This is a genomic window from Nonomuraea sp. NPDC049152 (assembly GCF_040648355.1).
GTDB lineage: Bacteria > Actinomycetota > Actinomycetes > Streptosporangiales > Streptosporangiaceae > Nonomuraea.
On sequence record NZ_JBEZDO010000066.1, the window covers coordinates 1 to 15,820 of the forward strand.

Sequence of the window (15,820 nt, forward strand, 5' to 3'; positions counted from 1 at the left end):
CCCGCCGTATTGGACCCCGCCCGAGAATCCCTACACCTGCATCCCCTCGATGTGCTGACACCGTCTGGTAGGTGCCTGTCTCGGACAGCGATCCCGGGGGAACACTGCGCCCTTTTCGTGCACGCGCCCAGCAGCAGGTGCAGCCGTGACATAGCGGCTGATCTTGTCCGGGAGGAGCGTCATCGACGCCTCAGGCGGTATCTCGCCTACATGGTGTAGAGCCGTTCTCGTGCAGCCCGGTCTTCGTCGCATGGTGCGACGCCGAGCTCGATCCGGCCCAGGACGGCGACCCCGTACTCGGCGACCCTCGCCTCCACCCATGGGCGCCAGATGAGTCCCGGCTTCCGCCCACGGCGCCCGTACTTCGCGAAGAAGTCGTCCACAGCACGCTCCATGCGTCTATTCCTCGGGTACGGCCGGCTTCAGTTTCGGCAGGGCCGACATACGAGGTGCACACCGCGGGGTGTGCCGAATCTGCCGAGCCCCCGACCCACCAGCAGTAGGACGAGAGCGAGCCTGGAAGACCAGGTCAGACGCTCTGAGTCAGTTCTGGCACCGGACAGGCCCGGAAGCCTTCGCGCCCAGCCGACGTAACCCTCGGGACACGGTCCCGAGCGGTGTCGCCAGGAGATGCGGGACGACAGCACGGCCCTGTCGGGGGATCCGGCCGTCGTCGTTCCGAACCAGCTCTCAAAATCACGTACACCCGGCTGCTGTGGCTTCTCGGCCGGGCGCCATCTGTGGTCAGGGCGCTGAGCTGGAGAAGTCGGCGTCGATCCATGGCGCGGCTCCCGCGGGGGTGGTGTTTGCCAGGACGCTACACCCGAGATTGCAATAGTTCAATGAAAGTTTTCGCTCGATCGGGCGCAGACGGCAGCGCCCAGCCCGCACCTAGTGCGGGCATAGATGGGCCAGGAGCGTAGCCAGCATCGTCAAACTAAACAACTATTGACATTAATCTTGGCGAAGCACTCAATAGGCAACACAGATCAACTTCTTCCAACGTAACGTTCGGCGTACCGATGAAAGGACGTCGCCGTGCCCACCCCCACCACGTCCGGTGACGGCTCGCCCTCACCCCCTCGCCCACGCACCCCCGTGTCAACATCGCCGCTATGACCTCGTGCAGCACCACGGGGAACTCCCTCACTTCCGGCTAGCGGCTCGGGCCGTCGACGAACGACAGAAGGGCGACCCTCCGGCGCCGCATCGATGGCCCGCCCCATCACCTCGGAGGGCGGACTTCACCAACCGGGCGCCCCGTCGCCTCGATCGCCCCGGCCCCGACCGGTCGCGAAGCAGCGTCCGCAAGCAGACCTGAGCGACAGCACATACCACTCAGGTGACCTCGCACGGCCGGAGGTACCCCGGCCGCACTTCGGCATCGACGCAATCACGGGCGGTCGCACCCGGACTCACCGATGGCAGAGCCCTGGAGCCGCCTTGCACCGCCTGGGTCGGCCGACTTCCTCGGCAATGTGACCGGCCGCATGCGAACGCAGGTCCGGACCGCCAACGGCTGCCGGCACCGCTCTGTCCCGGCACGTTTCACAGCAAATCAGATGGCGTGCGAGGAGCGCCCGTTCTCGAAACTCCGAATATCTCGAAAGGAATCGATCGCATATGCGTCGATTTACTTGTGCACTGGTTGCCTTATTAGCATCGACCATCACTGTACTTGCCCTTCCCGGCTTACCTGCCGAGGCGGCGGGACCGTATGTCATCGAAGCCGAGAGCATGACGCCGGCCAACTTCACGACAGCCACCGTCAACCACACCTACAACGGCGCGGCAATCGAGACCGTCACCTACATCCAGGGCGTGTCAGGGCAGACGAGCACCGCTACCAAGACCTTCACCGGCACCGCAGGAACCTACGACATCATCACGCGCTACAACGGCAAGACCGCAGGCGGAGTGACGTATACGATTTCCGTGAATTCCGCCACCGTGGATTCGTGGGAAACTTCGCAGCGGAACGGCGGCGACTACACCAATCCGGTGAACATCGACAACCATACGTCGAGCAAGGTCACGCTCAACACCGGTGACACCGTCAAGCTGACGGCTGCGTCCGCCGGCGAGACACCGCGCGTCGACAAAATCACGATCCAGGAATACGTGGGGCCGCCGACCAGCACGCTGACCATCGATTCACCGAACGCGACGCTGAACGACGGTTTCAACTGGGGCAAGAATCGGGCCTTGGGTATGACGTTCTACCCGGGGAACCCGATGATGGGACACGAACCGGAGAGGTGGCGCCTCACGGATTCCACGCACACCACGATGGTGCCCGGTTACTGGGGTTCCTACGTCAACCGGGAGGCCTTCTACAACCGGGACATCGCCCACCAGTCGGATGGCGCGCACGCGCTCGGCCTGGATGCCGAGACATTCAACATGCTGAAGACGTTCGCCGGCGATGCCGACGATCCGGGCCAGAATGGTTGGCCGTTGTGGGCGCACAGCTCCTACGGGATCATGTACTACATCGATGGCACGGGCTTCCGGGAATTGCCGTCGCCGTTCAACGTGATGGCCAAGGCGTACAAGCAGTACCTGTGGACGGGCAACGCGGACTGGATCAACGATTCGACCCTTTCGGCGTACTACGACTCGACCATGGGTTCGTTCCTGACCAACCACGAGGTGACGTGGAACGACGCGAACCCGGCCGGCGAGCAGCCGGCGGCGAAGATGCAGGCCGGGGAACACACAGCGACATTCTTCGAGTTCCCGAATGAGAATCTCATCTCCGCCGCCGATGCGCTCGGGTACCAATACCAGTCGATGCTGGCGTATGCGGCGATCCTGAAGGCGAAGGGCGACAACGCCAACAGCACGAAGTGGGCCAATCGCGCTCAGCGGGTGCGCGACTACTTCGAGACGAACTGGTGGGACGCGTCGAACAACCGGTACATCCGGGGCAAGGACGCCGGCGGCACGGGCTACAGCAGCTGGGGGCACGAGGCCAGCTTCCTGATGATGCTGACGGGGCTGGGCGACCACGGCACCAGGACCAGCGACTACCTGGATTTCATCGCCGCCAACGATGACGACTTGAATGTCGAGGCGACCTCCTATCTGCCGGAGATGTACTACCAGTACAACCGTGCTTCAGAGGGCTGGTCGTGGCTCAAGAAGCTCATGACCGGCAGGAACGGTTACCCGGAGATTTCGTTCATGGTGGTCAGCAGCACCATCGACGGCATGATGGGCGTGCAACCGGATGCCCCGAACCACAAGGTGGCCACCATCCCGCGGTTGACGTCCGAGGTGCCCTGGGTAGAGATCAACCACCTCAAGGTCGGCGGCAACGACCTGAAGCTCAAGCACACCGGTACGACGAGTTCCACGCTGACCAACAACTCCGGCGGCACCATCAACTGGGAAGCCCAGTTCTACGGCACCCTCGCAACGATCAGCGTGAACGGCACCGCGCGGACGCCGCAGACCAAGTCGCTGTACGGCCGGACGGTGTCCTACGTGACCGTGCCGGTGGCCGGCGGTGCGTCCGTGACCGCGACCGCCGGAGCCGCAGGGGGCGACACCACGGCCCCCACCGCGCCGACCAACCTCACATCGAGCAATGTGACGTCGAACAGCGTGGCGCTGAACTGGACGGCGTCGACCGACAACGTCGGCGTGACCGGCTACAGCATCTACCGCGGTACCACGCTGGTCGGTTCGTCGACGGGCACGAGCTTCACGGCGACCGACCTTTCGGCCTCGACGTCGTACACGTTCACGGTGAAGGCGAGGGACGCCGCCGAGAACGTCTCCGGGGCCGGCAACGCGGTCACTGTCACCACCGCCATCAGCGGAAACGGACAGACGGCCGAGCTGAGCGATCTCACGTGGGCCGATGCCACGAGCGGCTTCGGCACCGTTCAGAAGGACAGGAGCGTCGGGTCGAACCCCATCAAGCTGGCCGGGACCACCTACGCCAAGGGCATCGGTACGCACGCCAACAGCACCATCACCTACACCTTGAACGGTGGGTACTCGAGGTTCCAGTCGGATGTCGGCGTCGATGACGAGGTCGCCGCGAATGCGACGATCAAGTTCCAGGTCTGGGGCGACGGCGTCAAGCTGTACGAGAGTCCGGCGGCGATGACGCCGTCGAGCGCGACCCAGTCCATCGACGTCAGCATCACCGGCGTGACCTCGCTGGTGCTGAAGGTGACGGACGCGGGCGACGGCATCAACAGCGACCACGCCGACTGGGCCAACGCCAAGATCATCGGGGACACCCAAGCGCCGACGGCACCGGCCAACCTGGCGTCGAGCAACGTCACGTCGAACAGTGTGGCCCTGAACTGGACGGCGTCGACCGACAACGTCGGGGTGACCGGTTACGACGTCTACCGGGGGACGACACTGGCCGGTTCGTCGAAGGGCGCGAGCTTCACCGCGACGGGGCTGTCGGCCTCGACGTCGTACACGTTCACGGTGAAGGCGAAGGACGCGGCGGGAAATGTGTCGGGTGCGAGCAATGCGGTCACTGTCACCACCTCCAGCGGTGGTGCGGTGTTCCTCAGCGATCTGAACTGGACCGGCACTCCCACGATCGGGTGGGGCACCATTCACAAGGACCACAGCGTTTACGGGCGCACCCTCACCCTGAACGGGACCACGTACGCCAAAGGTATCGGTACGCATGCGACGAGCAATATCACCTACCCCCTGAACGGTGCATATGCACGGTTCCAGTCGGATGTCGGTGTCGATGACGAGGTCGGCGCGAATGCGACGATCAGGTTCGAGGTCTGGGGCGACGGCGTCAAGCTGTACGAGAGTCCCTCGGCCATGACGCCGTCGAGCGCGACCCAGTCCATCGACGTCAGCATCGCCGGCGTGACCTCGCTGGTGCTGAAGGTGACGGACGCGGGCGACGGCATCAACAGCGACCACGCCGACTGGGCCGGGGCAAGACTGGTGTCGTAACACCGACTCCGAAGCCGGCGGGGAGCCCTCCGGGTCGGCCCGCCGGCTCGATGAGGATCCGTGCCGCCGCGAGATAGGCGGCCAGCAGGCTTTCCGCGACCGCCGCCACGCTCTCGTCCGCGGGCAGAAACGTGGGAGTGTGCAGCCCCGCCGTCGTGTCGGTGCCGACGAAGAGCATCAGCGACGGCACATCGGCCGCGAAGTAGGCGAAGTCGTCGGCGCCGCACGACCGGAGCGGCGCCGACACCGTGTGGCCGAAGCCGCCGAGCAGCGCGGTGGCCTCGGCGGCGAGGCGGGCATCGTTCACGAGCACCGGCTCACCGCGGACGATCCGCACCTCGGCCTCGCACCCGTGCGCCTTGGCGACGCCCTCCGCGACCGCGTGGAAGCGTTCGTGGAGCTGGGCCCGCCAGGACTCCGACATCGTCCTGAGCGTGCCCCGGGTGACGGCCTCACCCGGTATGGCGTTGGGCGCGGTGCCCGCCTCAAGCGTGCCGAAGGTGACCACGGTGCCCACCATCGGGTCGGCGTCGCGGCTGACGAGCTGCTGCGCGGCCACGATGATCTGGGCCAGCGCCGGTATCGGGTCCCTGGTCAGATGCGGGTAGGCGGCGTGCCCGCCGCTGCCCCTGACGGTCAGTGTGAACTCGTCGGCGCAGGCGTTGACAGGGCCGGGGGTGCAGGCCACCACTCCGGCGCCGAGCACGGGCTGGACGTGCGCGGCGACCATGGCCCGCACCTGGTGCCCGGCGAGCGCGCCCGACTCGACGATGTCGAGCGCGCCCGACGGGTAGGTCTCCTCGCGCGGCTGCAGCACCGCGATCATCGGGGCAGGACCGCCGGTCCTGTCGACCGCCCTGGCCAGCGCGACCAGCGCGGCGAGGTGGACGTCGTGGCCGCAGGCGTGCATGGCACCGTTGCCGGCCGCCCAGGGCACTCCCGTCTGTTCCGTGATCGGCAGGGCGTCGAGCTCGCCGCGTACTCCGACCGCGGGGCCGTCGCTTCCGATGCGGACCAGGGCGCCGGTGCCGGCCACCGGATCCGGCGCCGCCGCGGCGGGCAGGGCGTCGAGCACCTGCTTGAGGGTCGGCCCCTCCTGACCGGACACGCACGGCTCGGCGTGCAGCCTGCGCCGCAGCTCGCAGGCCGCGGGGAGCTCGGCGCGCAGCGCGGCGAGCAGGCGTTCGCGCGTCTCGCTCGGGGTGCGCTCGATCCGATCTGTCACGCGTCGTCTCCCAGGCTGTAGACGCGATGCGCGTTCTCCTCGCCGATCATGGTGGCCACCCGGGCTGCCTGGGCCGGCGACCACTCTCCGTCGGCCACGAAACCGCCAAGGACGCGGGTCATCGCCCGTCGCCACAGCAGGGCGCCCAGGTGGTGCAGCTCGGCCGGGCCCCAGGCGTCGGAGGAGAAGAGAATCTTGGCGAACGGCGCCAGCTCCAGGCTCTCCGCCACGACGGCCACGCTGCGCGCTCCGGTGTAGTTCACTCCAAGGCCCACGTCGAAGTAGACGTTGGGGTAGACCTGGGCGAGGTAGCCCGCGTTGCGGTGGAACGGATAGCAGTGCAGCAGGAGCAGAGGCACCCCGCTGGGCTCGGCCCGCTCGATGAGCCCCCGCAACAGCAGTGGGTCGGAGCGGTGCAGGTCGACGTCAGGATCCCCGTAGCCGATGTGGAACTGCAGCGGCAGCCCGCGCTCGATCCCGGCCCAGATCAGGTGGCGTAGCAGCACCGGATCGTCGACCCGGACCGTCGCGGTCTCCTCGACTACCCGCAGCCACCGCCCCGCCGCAGCGGTGACCTCGGCGGGGGTGGGCGGGCTCGGGTCGAGATCGAGCCCGTGACGGTAGGCGACGATCGTCTTGAGGCCGCGGGCCGTACGGCTGAGCTTCCACAGCAGTTCGGCGAAGCGCGCGGCGAACCCGGCCGCGCTGACGCCCTCGGAGACCACCTGCTCGGCCACCGCCTCCAGGCGGACGACCTCCTCGGCGGGCCGCCCGGTGACCTCGGCCATGTCCGCGGGGCTGAGGATCTCGTCGCCGCGATAGCCGGTCTCCACAAGGAAGTGGCCGATCCCGCTCGCGGTCAGCAGCCGCCTGTTCACCTCCGCGGCGCCGAGCTCAGCACGCCGCGCCAGATACACGTCGGGCGGCGTGTGCGGGTCGAGACCCAGCACGGGCGCGCAGTGCCGCAGGATCGCGAAGCCGATCTGGGAGTCGAACTGGCTCATCCAGCCGGGTACCGGCCGGTCAGACTCGGTGATGAGCTCCTCGAACTCCGCCCTGGACAGGTCGTTGCCCGAGGCGCCGTGGACATGGTGGTCCACCAGCGCGATGGCCTCGATCGACTGATCGAGGGACTCAGAAGACATCGGCGATCCTCCGGCAGCTTTCCGCGTCGTCCAAACCGTCGAGCGCGCGCGATTCCGTCCGCTTGACCGACAGGTAGGTGTCGATGAGGTCGGGCGCGAACAGGCCGCGCACGACCTCGTCGGCCTCCAGTGCGTCGAGCGCCTCGTCCTGCGACTTCGGCAGCGGCGGCACGGCCGCGAGCTCCGCCTCGGTCACCGACTCCGGCCAGACGACCGGCTCCGGGTAGCCGCGGCGGATCCCCTCCAGGCCGACCCTGAGCAGGACGCCGAGCGCGAGCCAGGGGTTGGCGGTCGCGTCGGCGGCGCGGAACTCGACGTTGAACTCGGCTCCCGAGCCAGGGCAGATGCGCAGCATCGCCTCCCTGTTCCGCTCGGCGAGGAACACCCCGCCCGCGCTCCACCGGTGTGGGGTGAGGCGCAGGAACGACACCGGGCTCGCCGCGGTCACCGCGGTGAGCGCGGCGGCGTGCCGCAGGATCCCCGCACAGAACCTGGCGGCCGGCTCCGACAGGCCTCCGGGCCTGCCAGGGTCGTGCATGGCCCCGCCCTTGAACGACAGGTGGATGTGCACGCCGTTGCCGCTGCCCGCCGGGTGCAGGATGGGCGCGAAGCAGGCGCGCAGCCCGCGCCGCCTGGCGAGGTCGCGGACGAGCTCGCGCAGCAGCACGGCCTGGTCGGCGGCGGCGAGGGCGTCGGTGGGGGCGAGCGTGATCTCGTGCTGCGCCTCGCCGTACTCGGGCAGCCAGGTCTCGGGCGCGAACCCGTTCCGTTCGAGGAGCGCCACCAGATCGGAGCCGAACGGCTCCGCAGTCCTGTATCTCTCGAAGGAGAACGGCCCTGCGGAATCCGGCGATCGTGGCCCTGCCAGCGTGAACTCGTGTTCGAACGAGGCCACCGGGACGAGTCCCACCTCCGCCCGCAGTTCCTCGACGGCGTCGGCGAGGAAGGTGCGAGGGCAGCACTCCCACGGCGTGCCGTCCGGCAGCGTCTGCCCGGCCAGGTACAGCCGTGTCCCCGGTACGTCGCCGTCGGCCGGGATGTCGGCGCGCGTGGCAGGGACGGGCAGCAGCCGCAGGTCGCCCGTCGAGCCGAACGGATTCTCGGCGATGGTCCCGAAGCAGGTCAGGGCCAGGTCGGCAGGCACCCAGCCGGTGCCGCCGCGCAGCACAGCGGCCTCTCTTGAGGCGGGTACGGCACGGCCGCGCGTGTGCCCGGCCAGGTCGCAGGTCGCGATGAAGACGTTCATGCCGCGCTTCCCGCCCCAGCGACCGCCTGCTCCTCGGGACGGGCCAGCTCGGCGCTGAGGCGCTCCCCGATCCGACCGGCCAGGCCAGGAGCGGCCAGCACGACGGCGAGGCCGGCCAGGCACCAGGCCGCGGCGATCCACGGGAAGTAGCTGAGTGGGCTGTCCTGCCCGGCCGACTGGTTGTTGAAGACGAAGCACAGGTAGGCGATCGCCAGCACCGGGATCGCGATCTCGCGCCTCGGGATCCGGCCGCGCCCGTTCACGATGAACGCGACGACGCCCGCCCCCGCGACGGCATAGGCCACCAGCAGGCAGAGCACACCGAGGGTGGCGAACCAGTAGTAGGCGTCGAAGGCGCTCACTCCGGCCAGGTCGAGGGCCACGTCGGCGAGCACGGCCACGGCGAGGGCGACGACCAGCGAGACGGAGGGCACCCCCGTGCGCGGGTCGGTGCGGGCCAGGACGGGTGGGCCGAAGCCGTCGCGGGAGAGCGCGAACAGCAGCCGGCTCGCCGCCGCCGACGAGCTGATGGAGGCCGCGAACGCCGACGCCATCGCGGTGAAGGCGATCACGAGGGAGAACCAGGTGCCGATGTAGGCCTCGGCGAGGGCGGACAGCGACGACTCCGCCCCGGCGAAGGCGGTCACCCCGCGCTCGCCGGTGCCGAAGCCGATGGTCTGGGCGAACATCACGAAGACGTACAGCACACCGGTCAGCAGCACGCTGCCGGCCAGGGCGCGCGGGATGTTGCGGCGCGGGTCGGCGGTCTCCTCGCCGAGCGACGCGCACGCCTCGAATCCGGCCCAGGACAGGAACGCGAACACAGTGGCGGTCATCACCGCGCCCACGGTGGTGCCCTCCATACCGAAGACCGACAGGTCGAGCGTCTGACCGCCGGGCGCGGTGCCCGCACCCGCGCGGGCCACGATGATCGCGCTGAGCAAAAGCATGCCGAGGATGCCGACACCTTCGACGAGCAGCAGCGTGCGTGCCGTCACGCGGGACTCGCGGGAGTTGACCGCCCAGACGCCCACGGCGGTCACCGCGGCCACGGCGAACCAGGGCACGCCCCAGGACAGGCCGATTGCGGACACGAACGCCTCGGTGAACACCGCCGTGGCGGCCAGCGTGCACACGGCGAAGAACAGGTAGGTGCCGAGCAGGGCGAATCCGCCGAAGAATCCGGCACGGGGGCCGAGGGTCACCCCGGCCAGCGCGTAGACCGAGCCCGCGTGGTTGAAATGGCGCGTCAGCCGGACGAATCCGTAGGCGACCAACGCCACGCCGGTCAGCCCGAGGACGAAGACGAGCGGCACCGCCTTGCCCACCGTGCCCGCCACGCCCGCGCCGTTGAGCGCCATGGCGAGCGTGGGGCCCATGAGCCCGACAGACAGGGCGAGCGCCTCCCACAGTCGTAGCTTGCGAGGCGGGCGCAGTTGTTCCGGCATGGCACCTCCCGAGAGGGGGCGGAGACGGGCCGGCGGTCGCGCGGCCCACTTCCCAGCATGAAATAGAACATTCATGACACCCGTCAAGAGTCAGGTATGAAATTTTTGTTTCACTAGTCCATCGTGACGTGCCCCGCGATCTCCTCGAGCTGCCGCATGCGGGTCTCGCCGGCCTCGCCCAGCCGCTGGGTCACGCCGGCGACCACCGTCTCGACCTGTGCCATCGCCGGGACGAGGCTGTCGAACGGGCTCGGCGCCTCGACGCGGGCCGGGATGACGAGGTCGGCGACGTCCGAAGCGGGCGACAGCCAGGGATCGGTGAAGAGCACGATCTTGGCGCCCCGATCGTGCACGCGCCGCGCGAACTCCACGATGTCACGCTGGTAGCGGCGATAGTCGAACACCACGACCACATCCCGGCGCCCCGCGTCCGCGCAGAACGCCGCCATGTTCTCCGGCCGCGCGTCGAGCACCCTGGTCGCCGGGCGGAGCAGTCTCAGGTGCAGGTAGAAATACTCGGCGAGGATGTGCGAGTAGCGGCCGCCGATCAGTGTGATCCGCCGCGTCGAGTCCGCCAGCAGCGCGAGGACCTCGTCGAGTTCGGCGTCGGACAGCGCGGCGAACGACTCGTCCAGCCGCTGACGGAAGGCCGCCGCCGCGGACAGCCTCAGGGCCCCCTCCCCGACCTGCTGGCCGAGCGTGAGCGGCGACGCCCGCCGGGCCTCGATCTCCTCACGCAGCGCCTGCTGGAACGCCCGGTAGCCGGCGAAGCCCAGTCCTGCCACGAACCGCACGACCGTCGGCGCGCTCACCCCCGCGCGCTTGGCCAGCCGCGCGGCCGTCTCCAGCCCGGCCGCCGGATAGTTGGCCAGCAGGATCCGGGCGATCTGCCGCTCTCCCGGTGACGCGTCCGCGAGGCTCCGTCTCACCCGCTCCGCGACCGAGACGAACACCTCCGCGCTCTCTCCAGTCATCGACGCCTCTCGATCAGGGTTGTCCCGCCCCTCATTCTGGCCGGTCGCCGAGCCTGTCGGTGTTCGCGTCGACACTCCGCGAATGGATCGTAAGAAGACGATGCTGGCGGTGCTGCTGACCGGGCAATTCATGGTGAACATCGACGTAGCGATCGTCAACGTCGCGGGACCGGCGATCCGTGACGGGTTGAGGTCCTCTGGTGGCGAGCTGGAGTTCGTGATCTCCGGCTACACCCTCGCGTACGCGGCGCTGTTGATCACCGGTGCCCGCCTGGGCGACACGCGCGGCTACCGGCGGATGTTCCTGCTGGGCCTCGCCGGGTTCACCCTCGCCTCGCTCGCCTGCGGTATGGCTCCCGGCGCTACCGCGCTGTCGTCGCACGGGTCGTCCAGGGCGCAGCGGGGGCGGTCATGGTGCCACAGGTGCTGTCAGGCATCCAGGTGCACTTCTCGGGCGCGGAGCGCACGCGCGCGCAGGGACTGCTCGTGCTCACCCTCTCCGGCGGCGCCGTAGCGGGGCAGGTCCTCGGCGGTGTCCTGGTCTCCGCGAACCTCTTCGGCCTCACTTGGCGGCCGATCTTCCTGATCAACGTGCCGGTCGGGGTCGCGCTTCTGGCGCGCTGCTCAACCTGCACGTGGTGACCCGGCCGGTGATCTCCTGGACACTCGGCGCGCTCGCCCTGCTCGCGGTGGGCGGCTTCGGGCTAGGAGCCGGTTTCGCGGCCCAGCTTGGACGACTGACCACTGTCCTGCCCGCCACGTACGCGCCCGATGTCAGCGGCCTGGTCGACACCACGTCGCAACTGGCGGGTGTGGCGGGTGTGGCGGTGTTCGGCACCCTGTATCTCGGCCTCGCCGATCGGCCCGTCGACGCCTTCGCCGTCGTCATGGGTGTCTTCGGCGTCACTTCCTTGGTCGCCGCCGTCATGGCGCACGCGGCGGGCCGGGCAGCCGCACCGGCCGCCGGGACTCCGGAGGTGTCATGGGAGCCGGTGTCCGGCCAGTAGTCCGGACGGCTAGGCGGCGCAAGGACGTCACCGCTGGCCGCGGTCGAAGCCCGGCCGGGAGTGGCGGTTCCTGCGAGAAGGATCACACCATCGCCAGATAGGCAGCGAGCTCGTCGGCCGAGGAGGTGGAGATCCCGACGTACCCGTCCGGCCGGATGAGTGTGCGCCGCTCGCCGCCGTACGGCTCGACCGGCTCGTATGCTCGCACCTCGGGACCACGCGCGACGCGAGGAGCGGGGCCGGATGACAGCAGTGTGAAGTGCGGGCCCCGAAGCAGGTCGAACATGCGTGCCCGCGTCCCGTCGGCCAGCCGGAGCGGGCCGTCAGGCACGCGCTCGCCGCCCCGCCGGGCCAGCGAGCCGCCCCGGTAGCTCAGCGAGAGCTGGTAAGTCTCCTCGTCGCGTTTGTAGGACTTCTTGTCGTGCAGGTCCGCGCTGAGGCCGAGCACCCGGGCGGCGACGGGCCTGCGCTCCTCCTCGTACGTGTCCAGCAGCGCCTCCGGCGCCCCTGCGAGCACCCGGGCGAGTTTCCAGCCCAGGTTGTAGGCGTCCTGCACGCCGGTGTTGAGCCCCTGCCCGCCCTCTGGCGGGTGCACGTGGACGGCGTCCCCAGCCAGAAAGACGCGGCCGGAGCGGTAACGGTCGGCAAGGCGGATATTCACCCGGTAGAGGGAAGACCACAGCACCTCGGTCAGGCGTACCCCGCGCAGCATTGACCGTTCTGCGAAGATCCGCTGGTACGCGGACAGCGTCTGCTCCGGCACGACGCCCGGCTTCAGCGAGGCGAGCAATTGGAAGGTGTCGGTGCCGGCCATCGGGTACAGCGCCACCATCCCCTTGCCCGGCCGCACCCAGACGTGGATGTGGTCCCGTCCGAGCCCCTCGACCCGCACATCACCCAGGGCCATCCGCTCCTCCTCGCGCGTCTCGCCGGTGAAGCCGATGCCGAGAGCCTTGCGTACCGGGCTCCTGCCGCCGTCCGCCGCGACCAGGTAGCGCACCCGCAGGATCTCCCCCGTGCCGAGCCTGGCGGTCACCCCGTCCGTGTCCTGCTCGAAGCCGGTCAGCGCGGTCCCCTGCTCCACCTTCCCGCCCAGTTCGGCCAGCCGCTCGCGCAGCGCCGCCTCAGTGCGCCACTGTGGGTGCATGATCACCGTCGGGTACGGCACCGCATCCGTGGCCAGGGCGGGTTTGTGCATGCGGGCTTGCCACACCGGCATCCTGCCCAGCCTGACCCTCAGCGGCGGGTAGGGCGTCGCCCCCGTCAGGATCCGGTCGATCACCCCGAGGTCGTCGAAGACCTCCTGCGTACGGGGCTGCAGCCCCTTGCCTTTGGAGCCGCCGGCGGGCTCCGGCGCCTGGTCCACGATGCGGCAGGCGACGCCCCGGCGGGCCAGATCCACGGCGAGGGTGAGCCCGGTCGGGCCGGCGCCAACGATGAGTACGTCCGTCTTCTCGTTCATGGCCCGACCGTGCCAGGCCGCTCTGCCAGATCACTGTCAGCGCCTGCCAACCGCTGACAGTGATCTGGCAGAGCCAGGGCCTGACCGGCATCGGGGCCGAAGCACAGGTCGAGATTGCGGGATTCCGCGGTGGCCCGCTTGCCGGAACCGTGTGTCCTCGCCGCCGTGCGGGGGAACAGGGGCAGCATGGAGGTGTTGAGCAGCCGCGTGCTGCTGCGCCCACGCGACCTCGCGCGCAGCCGGCACTTCTACGCCGAGACGCTCGGCTTGGCGGTCTATCGCGAGTTCGGCCCGGCCAGTCAGCCCGGAACGGTCTTCTTCCTGGGTCAGGGATTCCTGGAACTCTCCAGCCACTCCGACGGCGAGGCCGGCTCGGCGATGTCCCTCTGGCTGCAGGTGCGCGATGTGGCACGCGAGGAGGAACGCCTTCGCGGGGCAGGCGTCACCATGCTGCGCGAGGCCCGCCTGGAGCCGTGGGGTCTCACCGAGCTGTGGATCGCGGATCCCGACGGCCATCGCATCGTCCTGGTGCAGGTCCCTCCCGACCATCCCTTGCGCCGCGACCCGCGCTGACCCGTAAGCTCCGGTACTCATGCGGCGATCCGGTGCGGGCACTGGGCGCGGCTATCGTGAGCAGGGTGCGGATAGCCAGCTGGAACGTCAACTCGGTCCGTGTGCACTCGGTGTACGTGCCGAACGGCCGAACCCCGGGCTCCGACCACTACCGCTACAAGCTGAACTGGCTGGCAGCGCTGCGCGACGTGGTCGGCGCCGGTCCTGAGGCCGTGATCGTGTGCGGTGATATGAACATCGCGCCGACCGACGTGGACGTGTTCGACCCCCTCGCCTACGCAGGTCAGACTCATGTCACACCGCCGGAGCGGGCGGCGCTGGCCGAGCTGCAGGCTCTGGGCCTGCGGGACGTCGTGCGGGACCGCTGGCCGGGCGAGCGGGTGTTCACCTACTGGGACTATCGGGCCGGGATGTTCCACAAGGACCTGGGTATGCGGATCGACTTGGCGCTGGCATCGGCCCCGGTGGCCGGCCGGGTGCGGGCCGCCTGGGTCGACCGGCACGCGCGCAAGGGCACAGGCCCGAGTGACCACGCACCTGTGATCGTCGACTTGGACGAGGCGCCGGACGGGGACATCGGGCCGGTCGTGCCGCCACCTTCCGCCCTGCCCGTCAGGCCGGGCACGGCCAAGCTGCCTCAATCACCCTGACCGGTTCTCGAGGAGGGCCTCGCCAGCGCTCCCACCAGCGACTTCGGGGGCCAAGGATCTAGCTGCCGACAAGGCGGAAACCCGCCCGGATGTTCCGGACGGGGTTCGGGGGCCTCGGTCAGCTTTCCAGGTCATGAGCCAGGCGCAACCATGTGGTGAACAGGTCGGGGTCGATGTCGGCCGGGGTGCGGAGCCTGACGGCGGCCATCTGCCGGGCGGCCGGCTCCAGGCGGCCGGAAGGATCGGAGATCTCCTGGCCCCGCCACAAGCCGAACGTCACGTAGGAGGAGTAGGCCTTGAAGTAGACCACCGGGGTCTTGCCCGGGGCCGGGCCGAGACTCCATGCCGGGTGCCCGTGCCAGACCGCCCCCGGCTGAGGAAGCGCGGCGTCGACGATGGTCTGCAGCTTCTCGGCGATCTCGCGCAGGGGCTGGTCGAGGGCCGCGGCGTACTCGGTGACGGTGGCGGGCTTGGTCATCTCTGGCTCCTTACGCGGGCTGGTAGTGGAGGTTCAGGACACCGGACCTGAAGGTGGTCGAATCGACCAGCTTGAATGGCAGGCGGCCGGTGCTCTCGTCGAACAGCCGGGTTCCGGTGCCGAGCACGATCGGGTGGATCATCAGGTGGAGCTCGTCGATGAGGCCCGCATCCAGCAGCGTCCTGGTCAGCGTGATGCTGCCGGTGATGCTGATGTTCTTGCCGGGCAGCTTCTTGATCCTCTCCAGCTTGTCGATCACGTCTCCGCTGATCAAGGTGGAGTTGTTCCACTCCGCCGTCCGCAGGGTGGTGGAGGCGACCAGCTTGGGGATGCCATTCAGCTGGTCGGCCATCTCGCCGCTCTGGTGGGGCCAGACCGCGGCGAAGGACTCGTAGGTGGCCCGGCCCAGCAGGAGCGTGTCCGCCTCGGCCTGGATCGCCATGACCGCTGCGCCCATCTCCTCGTTCATGTAGGGGAAGTGCCACGTCTCGGGCGACTCCACGACGCCGTCCATCGAGACGAACAGCCCGGCAACGATCTTCCTCATCATTTCTCCTCAGGGATGACGTGGTGGGTGATTCAGACGGACGTGCGGAAGCGGGCGGCGACCAGGGAGACCCAGCCCATCGCGATCAGGACCCCGGTGGCGAGTGTCACCGAGC

15 protein-coding genes are annotated in these 15,820 nt (G+C 69.0%); 6 read left to right on the top strand and 9 right to left on the bottom strand.

Annotation, left to right across the window (positions count from 1 at the left end; all coding sequences use genetic code 11):
- Nucleotides 1-206: 206 nt before the first annotated feature.
- Complete coding sequence (locus tag AB0B45_RS50755) at nt 207-395, bottom strand: hypothetical protein (protein WP_358146149.1); 189 nt, start codon at nt 393-395, stop codon at nt 207-209.
- 1,228 nt (nt 396-1,623) lie between these two features.
- Here AB0B45_RS50755 and AB0B45_RS50760 point away from each other — a divergent pair.
- Entirely contained in the window at nt 1,624-4,950 is a 3,327-nt protein-coding gene (locus tag AB0B45_RS50760) for an NPCBM/NEW2 domain-containing protein (protein WP_358146151.1), read from the top strand.
- On the opposite strand, the gene AB0B45_RS50765 is transcribed toward AB0B45_RS50760, so the two are convergent.
- The 5 genes from AB0B45_RS50765 to AB0B45_RS50785 form a co-directional block, all read right to left on the bottom strand.
- Complete coding sequence (locus tag AB0B45_RS50765; RefSeq protein WP_358146153.1) at nt 4,904-6,175, bottom strand: amidohydrolase; 1,272 nt, start codon at nt 6,173-6,175, stop codon at nt 4,904-4,906. The genes AB0B45_RS50760 and AB0B45_RS50765 overlap by 47 nt on opposite strands.
- Nucleotides 6,172-7,320: an amidohydrolase family protein gene (locus tag AB0B45_RS50770; protein ID WP_358146155.1), complete on the bottom strand. Its 1,149-nt coding sequence runs from the start codon at nt 7,318-7,320 to the stop codon at nt 6,172-6,174. Before AB0B45_RS50770 ends, AB0B45_RS50765 begins: the two co-directional genes overlap by 4 nt.
- Entirely contained in the window at nt 7,310-8,566 is a 1,257-nt protein-coding gene (locus tag AB0B45_RS50775) for a glutamine synthetase family protein (protein WP_358146157.1), read from the bottom strand. The genes AB0B45_RS50770 and AB0B45_RS50775 overlap by 11 nt, the downstream gene beginning before the upstream one ends.
- Nucleotides 8,563-10,014, bottom strand: a complete 1,452-nt coding sequence (locus AB0B45_RS50780; protein WP_358146159.1) for an APC family permease — start codon at nt 10,012-10,014, stop codon at nt 8,563-8,565. The genes AB0B45_RS50775 and AB0B45_RS50780 overlap by 4 nt, the downstream gene beginning before the upstream one ends.
- Nucleotides 10,015-10,127: 113 nt before the next feature.
- Nucleotides 10,128-10,988 carry a MurR/RpiR family transcriptional regulator gene (locus AB0B45_RS50785; protein WP_358146161.1) on the bottom strand — a complete coding sequence of 287 codons (861 nt, stop codon included), beginning with the start codon at nt 10,986-10,988 and terminating at the stop codon, nt 10,128-10,130.
- 82 nt (nt 10,989-11,070) lie between these two features.
- Here AB0B45_RS50785 and AB0B45_RS50790 point away from each other — a divergent pair, with 82 nt between their 5' ends.
- Genes AB0B45_RS50790 through AB0B45_RS50800 form a run of 3 tightly spaced genes read left to right on the top strand, consistent with a single transcriptional unit; the run spans nt 11,071 to nt 11,995 of the window.
- Nucleotides 11,071-11,502, top strand: a complete 432-nt coding sequence (locus AB0B45_RS50790; RefSeq protein ID WP_358146162.1) for an MFS transporter — start codon at nt 11,071-11,073, stop codon at nt 11,500-11,502.
- Nucleotides 11,400-11,630 (top strand): hypothetical protein, encoded by a 231-nt coding sequence (locus tag AB0B45_RS50795; RefSeq protein ID WP_358146163.1) that lies wholly within the window; start codon nt 11,400-11,402, stop codon nt 11,628-11,630. Before AB0B45_RS50790 ends, AB0B45_RS50795 begins: the two co-directional genes overlap by 103 nt.
- A complete protein-coding gene (locus AB0B45_RS50800; protein WP_358146165.1) occupies nt 11,627-11,995 on the top strand; it encodes a hypothetical protein in 369 nt (122 codons plus the stop codon). Before AB0B45_RS50795 ends, AB0B45_RS50800 begins: the two co-directional genes overlap by 4 nt.
- Nucleotides 11,996-12,077: 82 nt before the next feature.
- Here AB0B45_RS50800 and AB0B45_RS50805 read toward each other — a convergent pair whose 3' ends face one another.
- Nucleotides 12,078-13,457 (bottom strand): FAD-dependent oxidoreductase, encoded by a 1,380-nt coding sequence (locus AB0B45_RS50805; protein WP_358146167.1) that lies wholly within the window; start codon nt 13,455-13,457, stop codon nt 12,078-12,080.
- Nucleotides 13,458-13,643: 186 nt separating this feature from the next.
- Here AB0B45_RS50805 and AB0B45_RS50810 point away from each other — a divergent pair, with 186 nt between their 5' ends.
- Nucleotides 13,644-14,030 (top strand): VOC family protein, encoded by a 387-nt coding sequence (locus tag AB0B45_RS50810; protein WP_358146172.1) that lies wholly within the window; start codon nt 13,644-13,646, stop codon nt 14,028-14,030.
- Nucleotides 13,949-14,680, top strand: coding sequence for an exodeoxyribonuclease III (locus AB0B45_RS50815; protein WP_358146169.1), 732 nt, complete (start codon nt 13,949-13,951; stop codon nt 14,678-14,680). The genes AB0B45_RS50810 and AB0B45_RS50815 overlap by 82 nt, the downstream gene beginning before the upstream one ends.
- A gap of 118 nt (nt 14,681-14,798) precedes the next feature.
- On the opposite strand, the gene AB0B45_RS50820 is transcribed toward AB0B45_RS50815, so the two are convergent.
- Both AB0B45_RS50820 and AB0B45_RS50825 read right to left on the bottom strand, forming a co-directional pair.
- Nucleotides 14,799-15,158 (bottom strand): DUF1801 domain-containing protein, encoded by a 360-nt coding sequence (locus tag AB0B45_RS50820; protein ID WP_358146170.1) that lies wholly within the window; start codon nt 15,156-15,158, stop codon nt 14,799-14,801.
- Nucleotides 15,159-15,168: 10 nt separating this feature from the next.
- Complete coding sequence (locus tag AB0B45_RS50825) at nt 15,169-15,705, bottom strand: dihydrofolate reductase family protein (RefSeq protein ID WP_358146171.1); 537 nt, start codon at nt 15,703-15,705, stop codon at nt 15,169-15,171.
- Nucleotides 15,706-15,820 lie beyond the last annotated feature (115 nt).

What these genes read in the sequence shown, in the direction of transcription:
- AB0B45_RS50770 (WP_358146155.1), bottom strand. Translation starts at nt 7,320, where the DNA reads ATGTCTTCTGAGTCCCTCGATCAGTCGATCGAGGCCATCGCGCTGGTG.
- AB0B45_RS50755 (WP_358146149.1), bottom strand. Translation starts at nt 395, where the DNA reads ATGGAGCGTGCTGTGGACGACTTCTTCGCGAAGTACGGGCGCCGTGGG.
- AB0B45_RS50810 (WP_358146172.1), top strand. Translation starts at nt 13,644, where the DNA reads ATGGAGGTGTTGAGCAGCCGCGTGCTGCTGCGCCCACGCGACCTCGCG.
- AB0B45_RS50795 (WP_358146163.1), top strand. Translation starts at nt 11,400, where the DNA reads ATGGTGCCACAGGTGCTGTCAGGCATCCAGGTGCACTTCTCGGGCGCG.
- AB0B45_RS50805 (WP_358146167.1), bottom strand. Translation starts at nt 13,457, where the DNA reads ATGAACGAGAAGACGGACGTACTCATCGTTGGCGCCGGCCCGACCGGG.
- AB0B45_RS50820 (WP_358146170.1), bottom strand. Translation starts at nt 15,158, where the DNA reads ATGACCAAGCCCGCCACCGTCACCGAGTACGCCGCGGCCCTCGACCAG.
- AB0B45_RS50775 (WP_358146157.1), bottom strand. Translation starts at nt 8,566, where the DNA reads ATGAACGTCTTCATCGCGACCTGCGACCTGGCCGGGCACACGCGCGGC.
- AB0B45_RS50780 (WP_358146159.1), bottom strand. Translation starts at nt 10,014, where the DNA reads ATGCCGGAACAACTGCGCCCGCCTCGCAAGCTACGACTGTGGGAGGCG.
- AB0B45_RS50785 (WP_358146161.1), bottom strand. Translation starts at nt 10,988, where the DNA reads ATGACTGGAGAGAGCGCGGAGGTGTTCGTCTCGGTCGCGGAGCGGGTG.
- AB0B45_RS50760 (WP_358146151.1), top strand. Translation starts at nt 1,624, where the DNA reads ATGCGTCGATTTACTTGTGCACTGGTTGCCTTATTAGCATCGACCATC.
- AB0B45_RS50790 (WP_358146162.1), top strand. Translation starts at nt 11,071, where the DNA reads ATGGATCGTAAGAAGACGATGCTGGCGGTGCTGCTGACCGGGCAATTC.
- AB0B45_RS50825 (WP_358146171.1), bottom strand. Translation starts at nt 15,705, where the DNA reads ATGAGGAAGATCGTTGCCGGGCTGTTCGTCTCGATGGACGGCGTCGTG.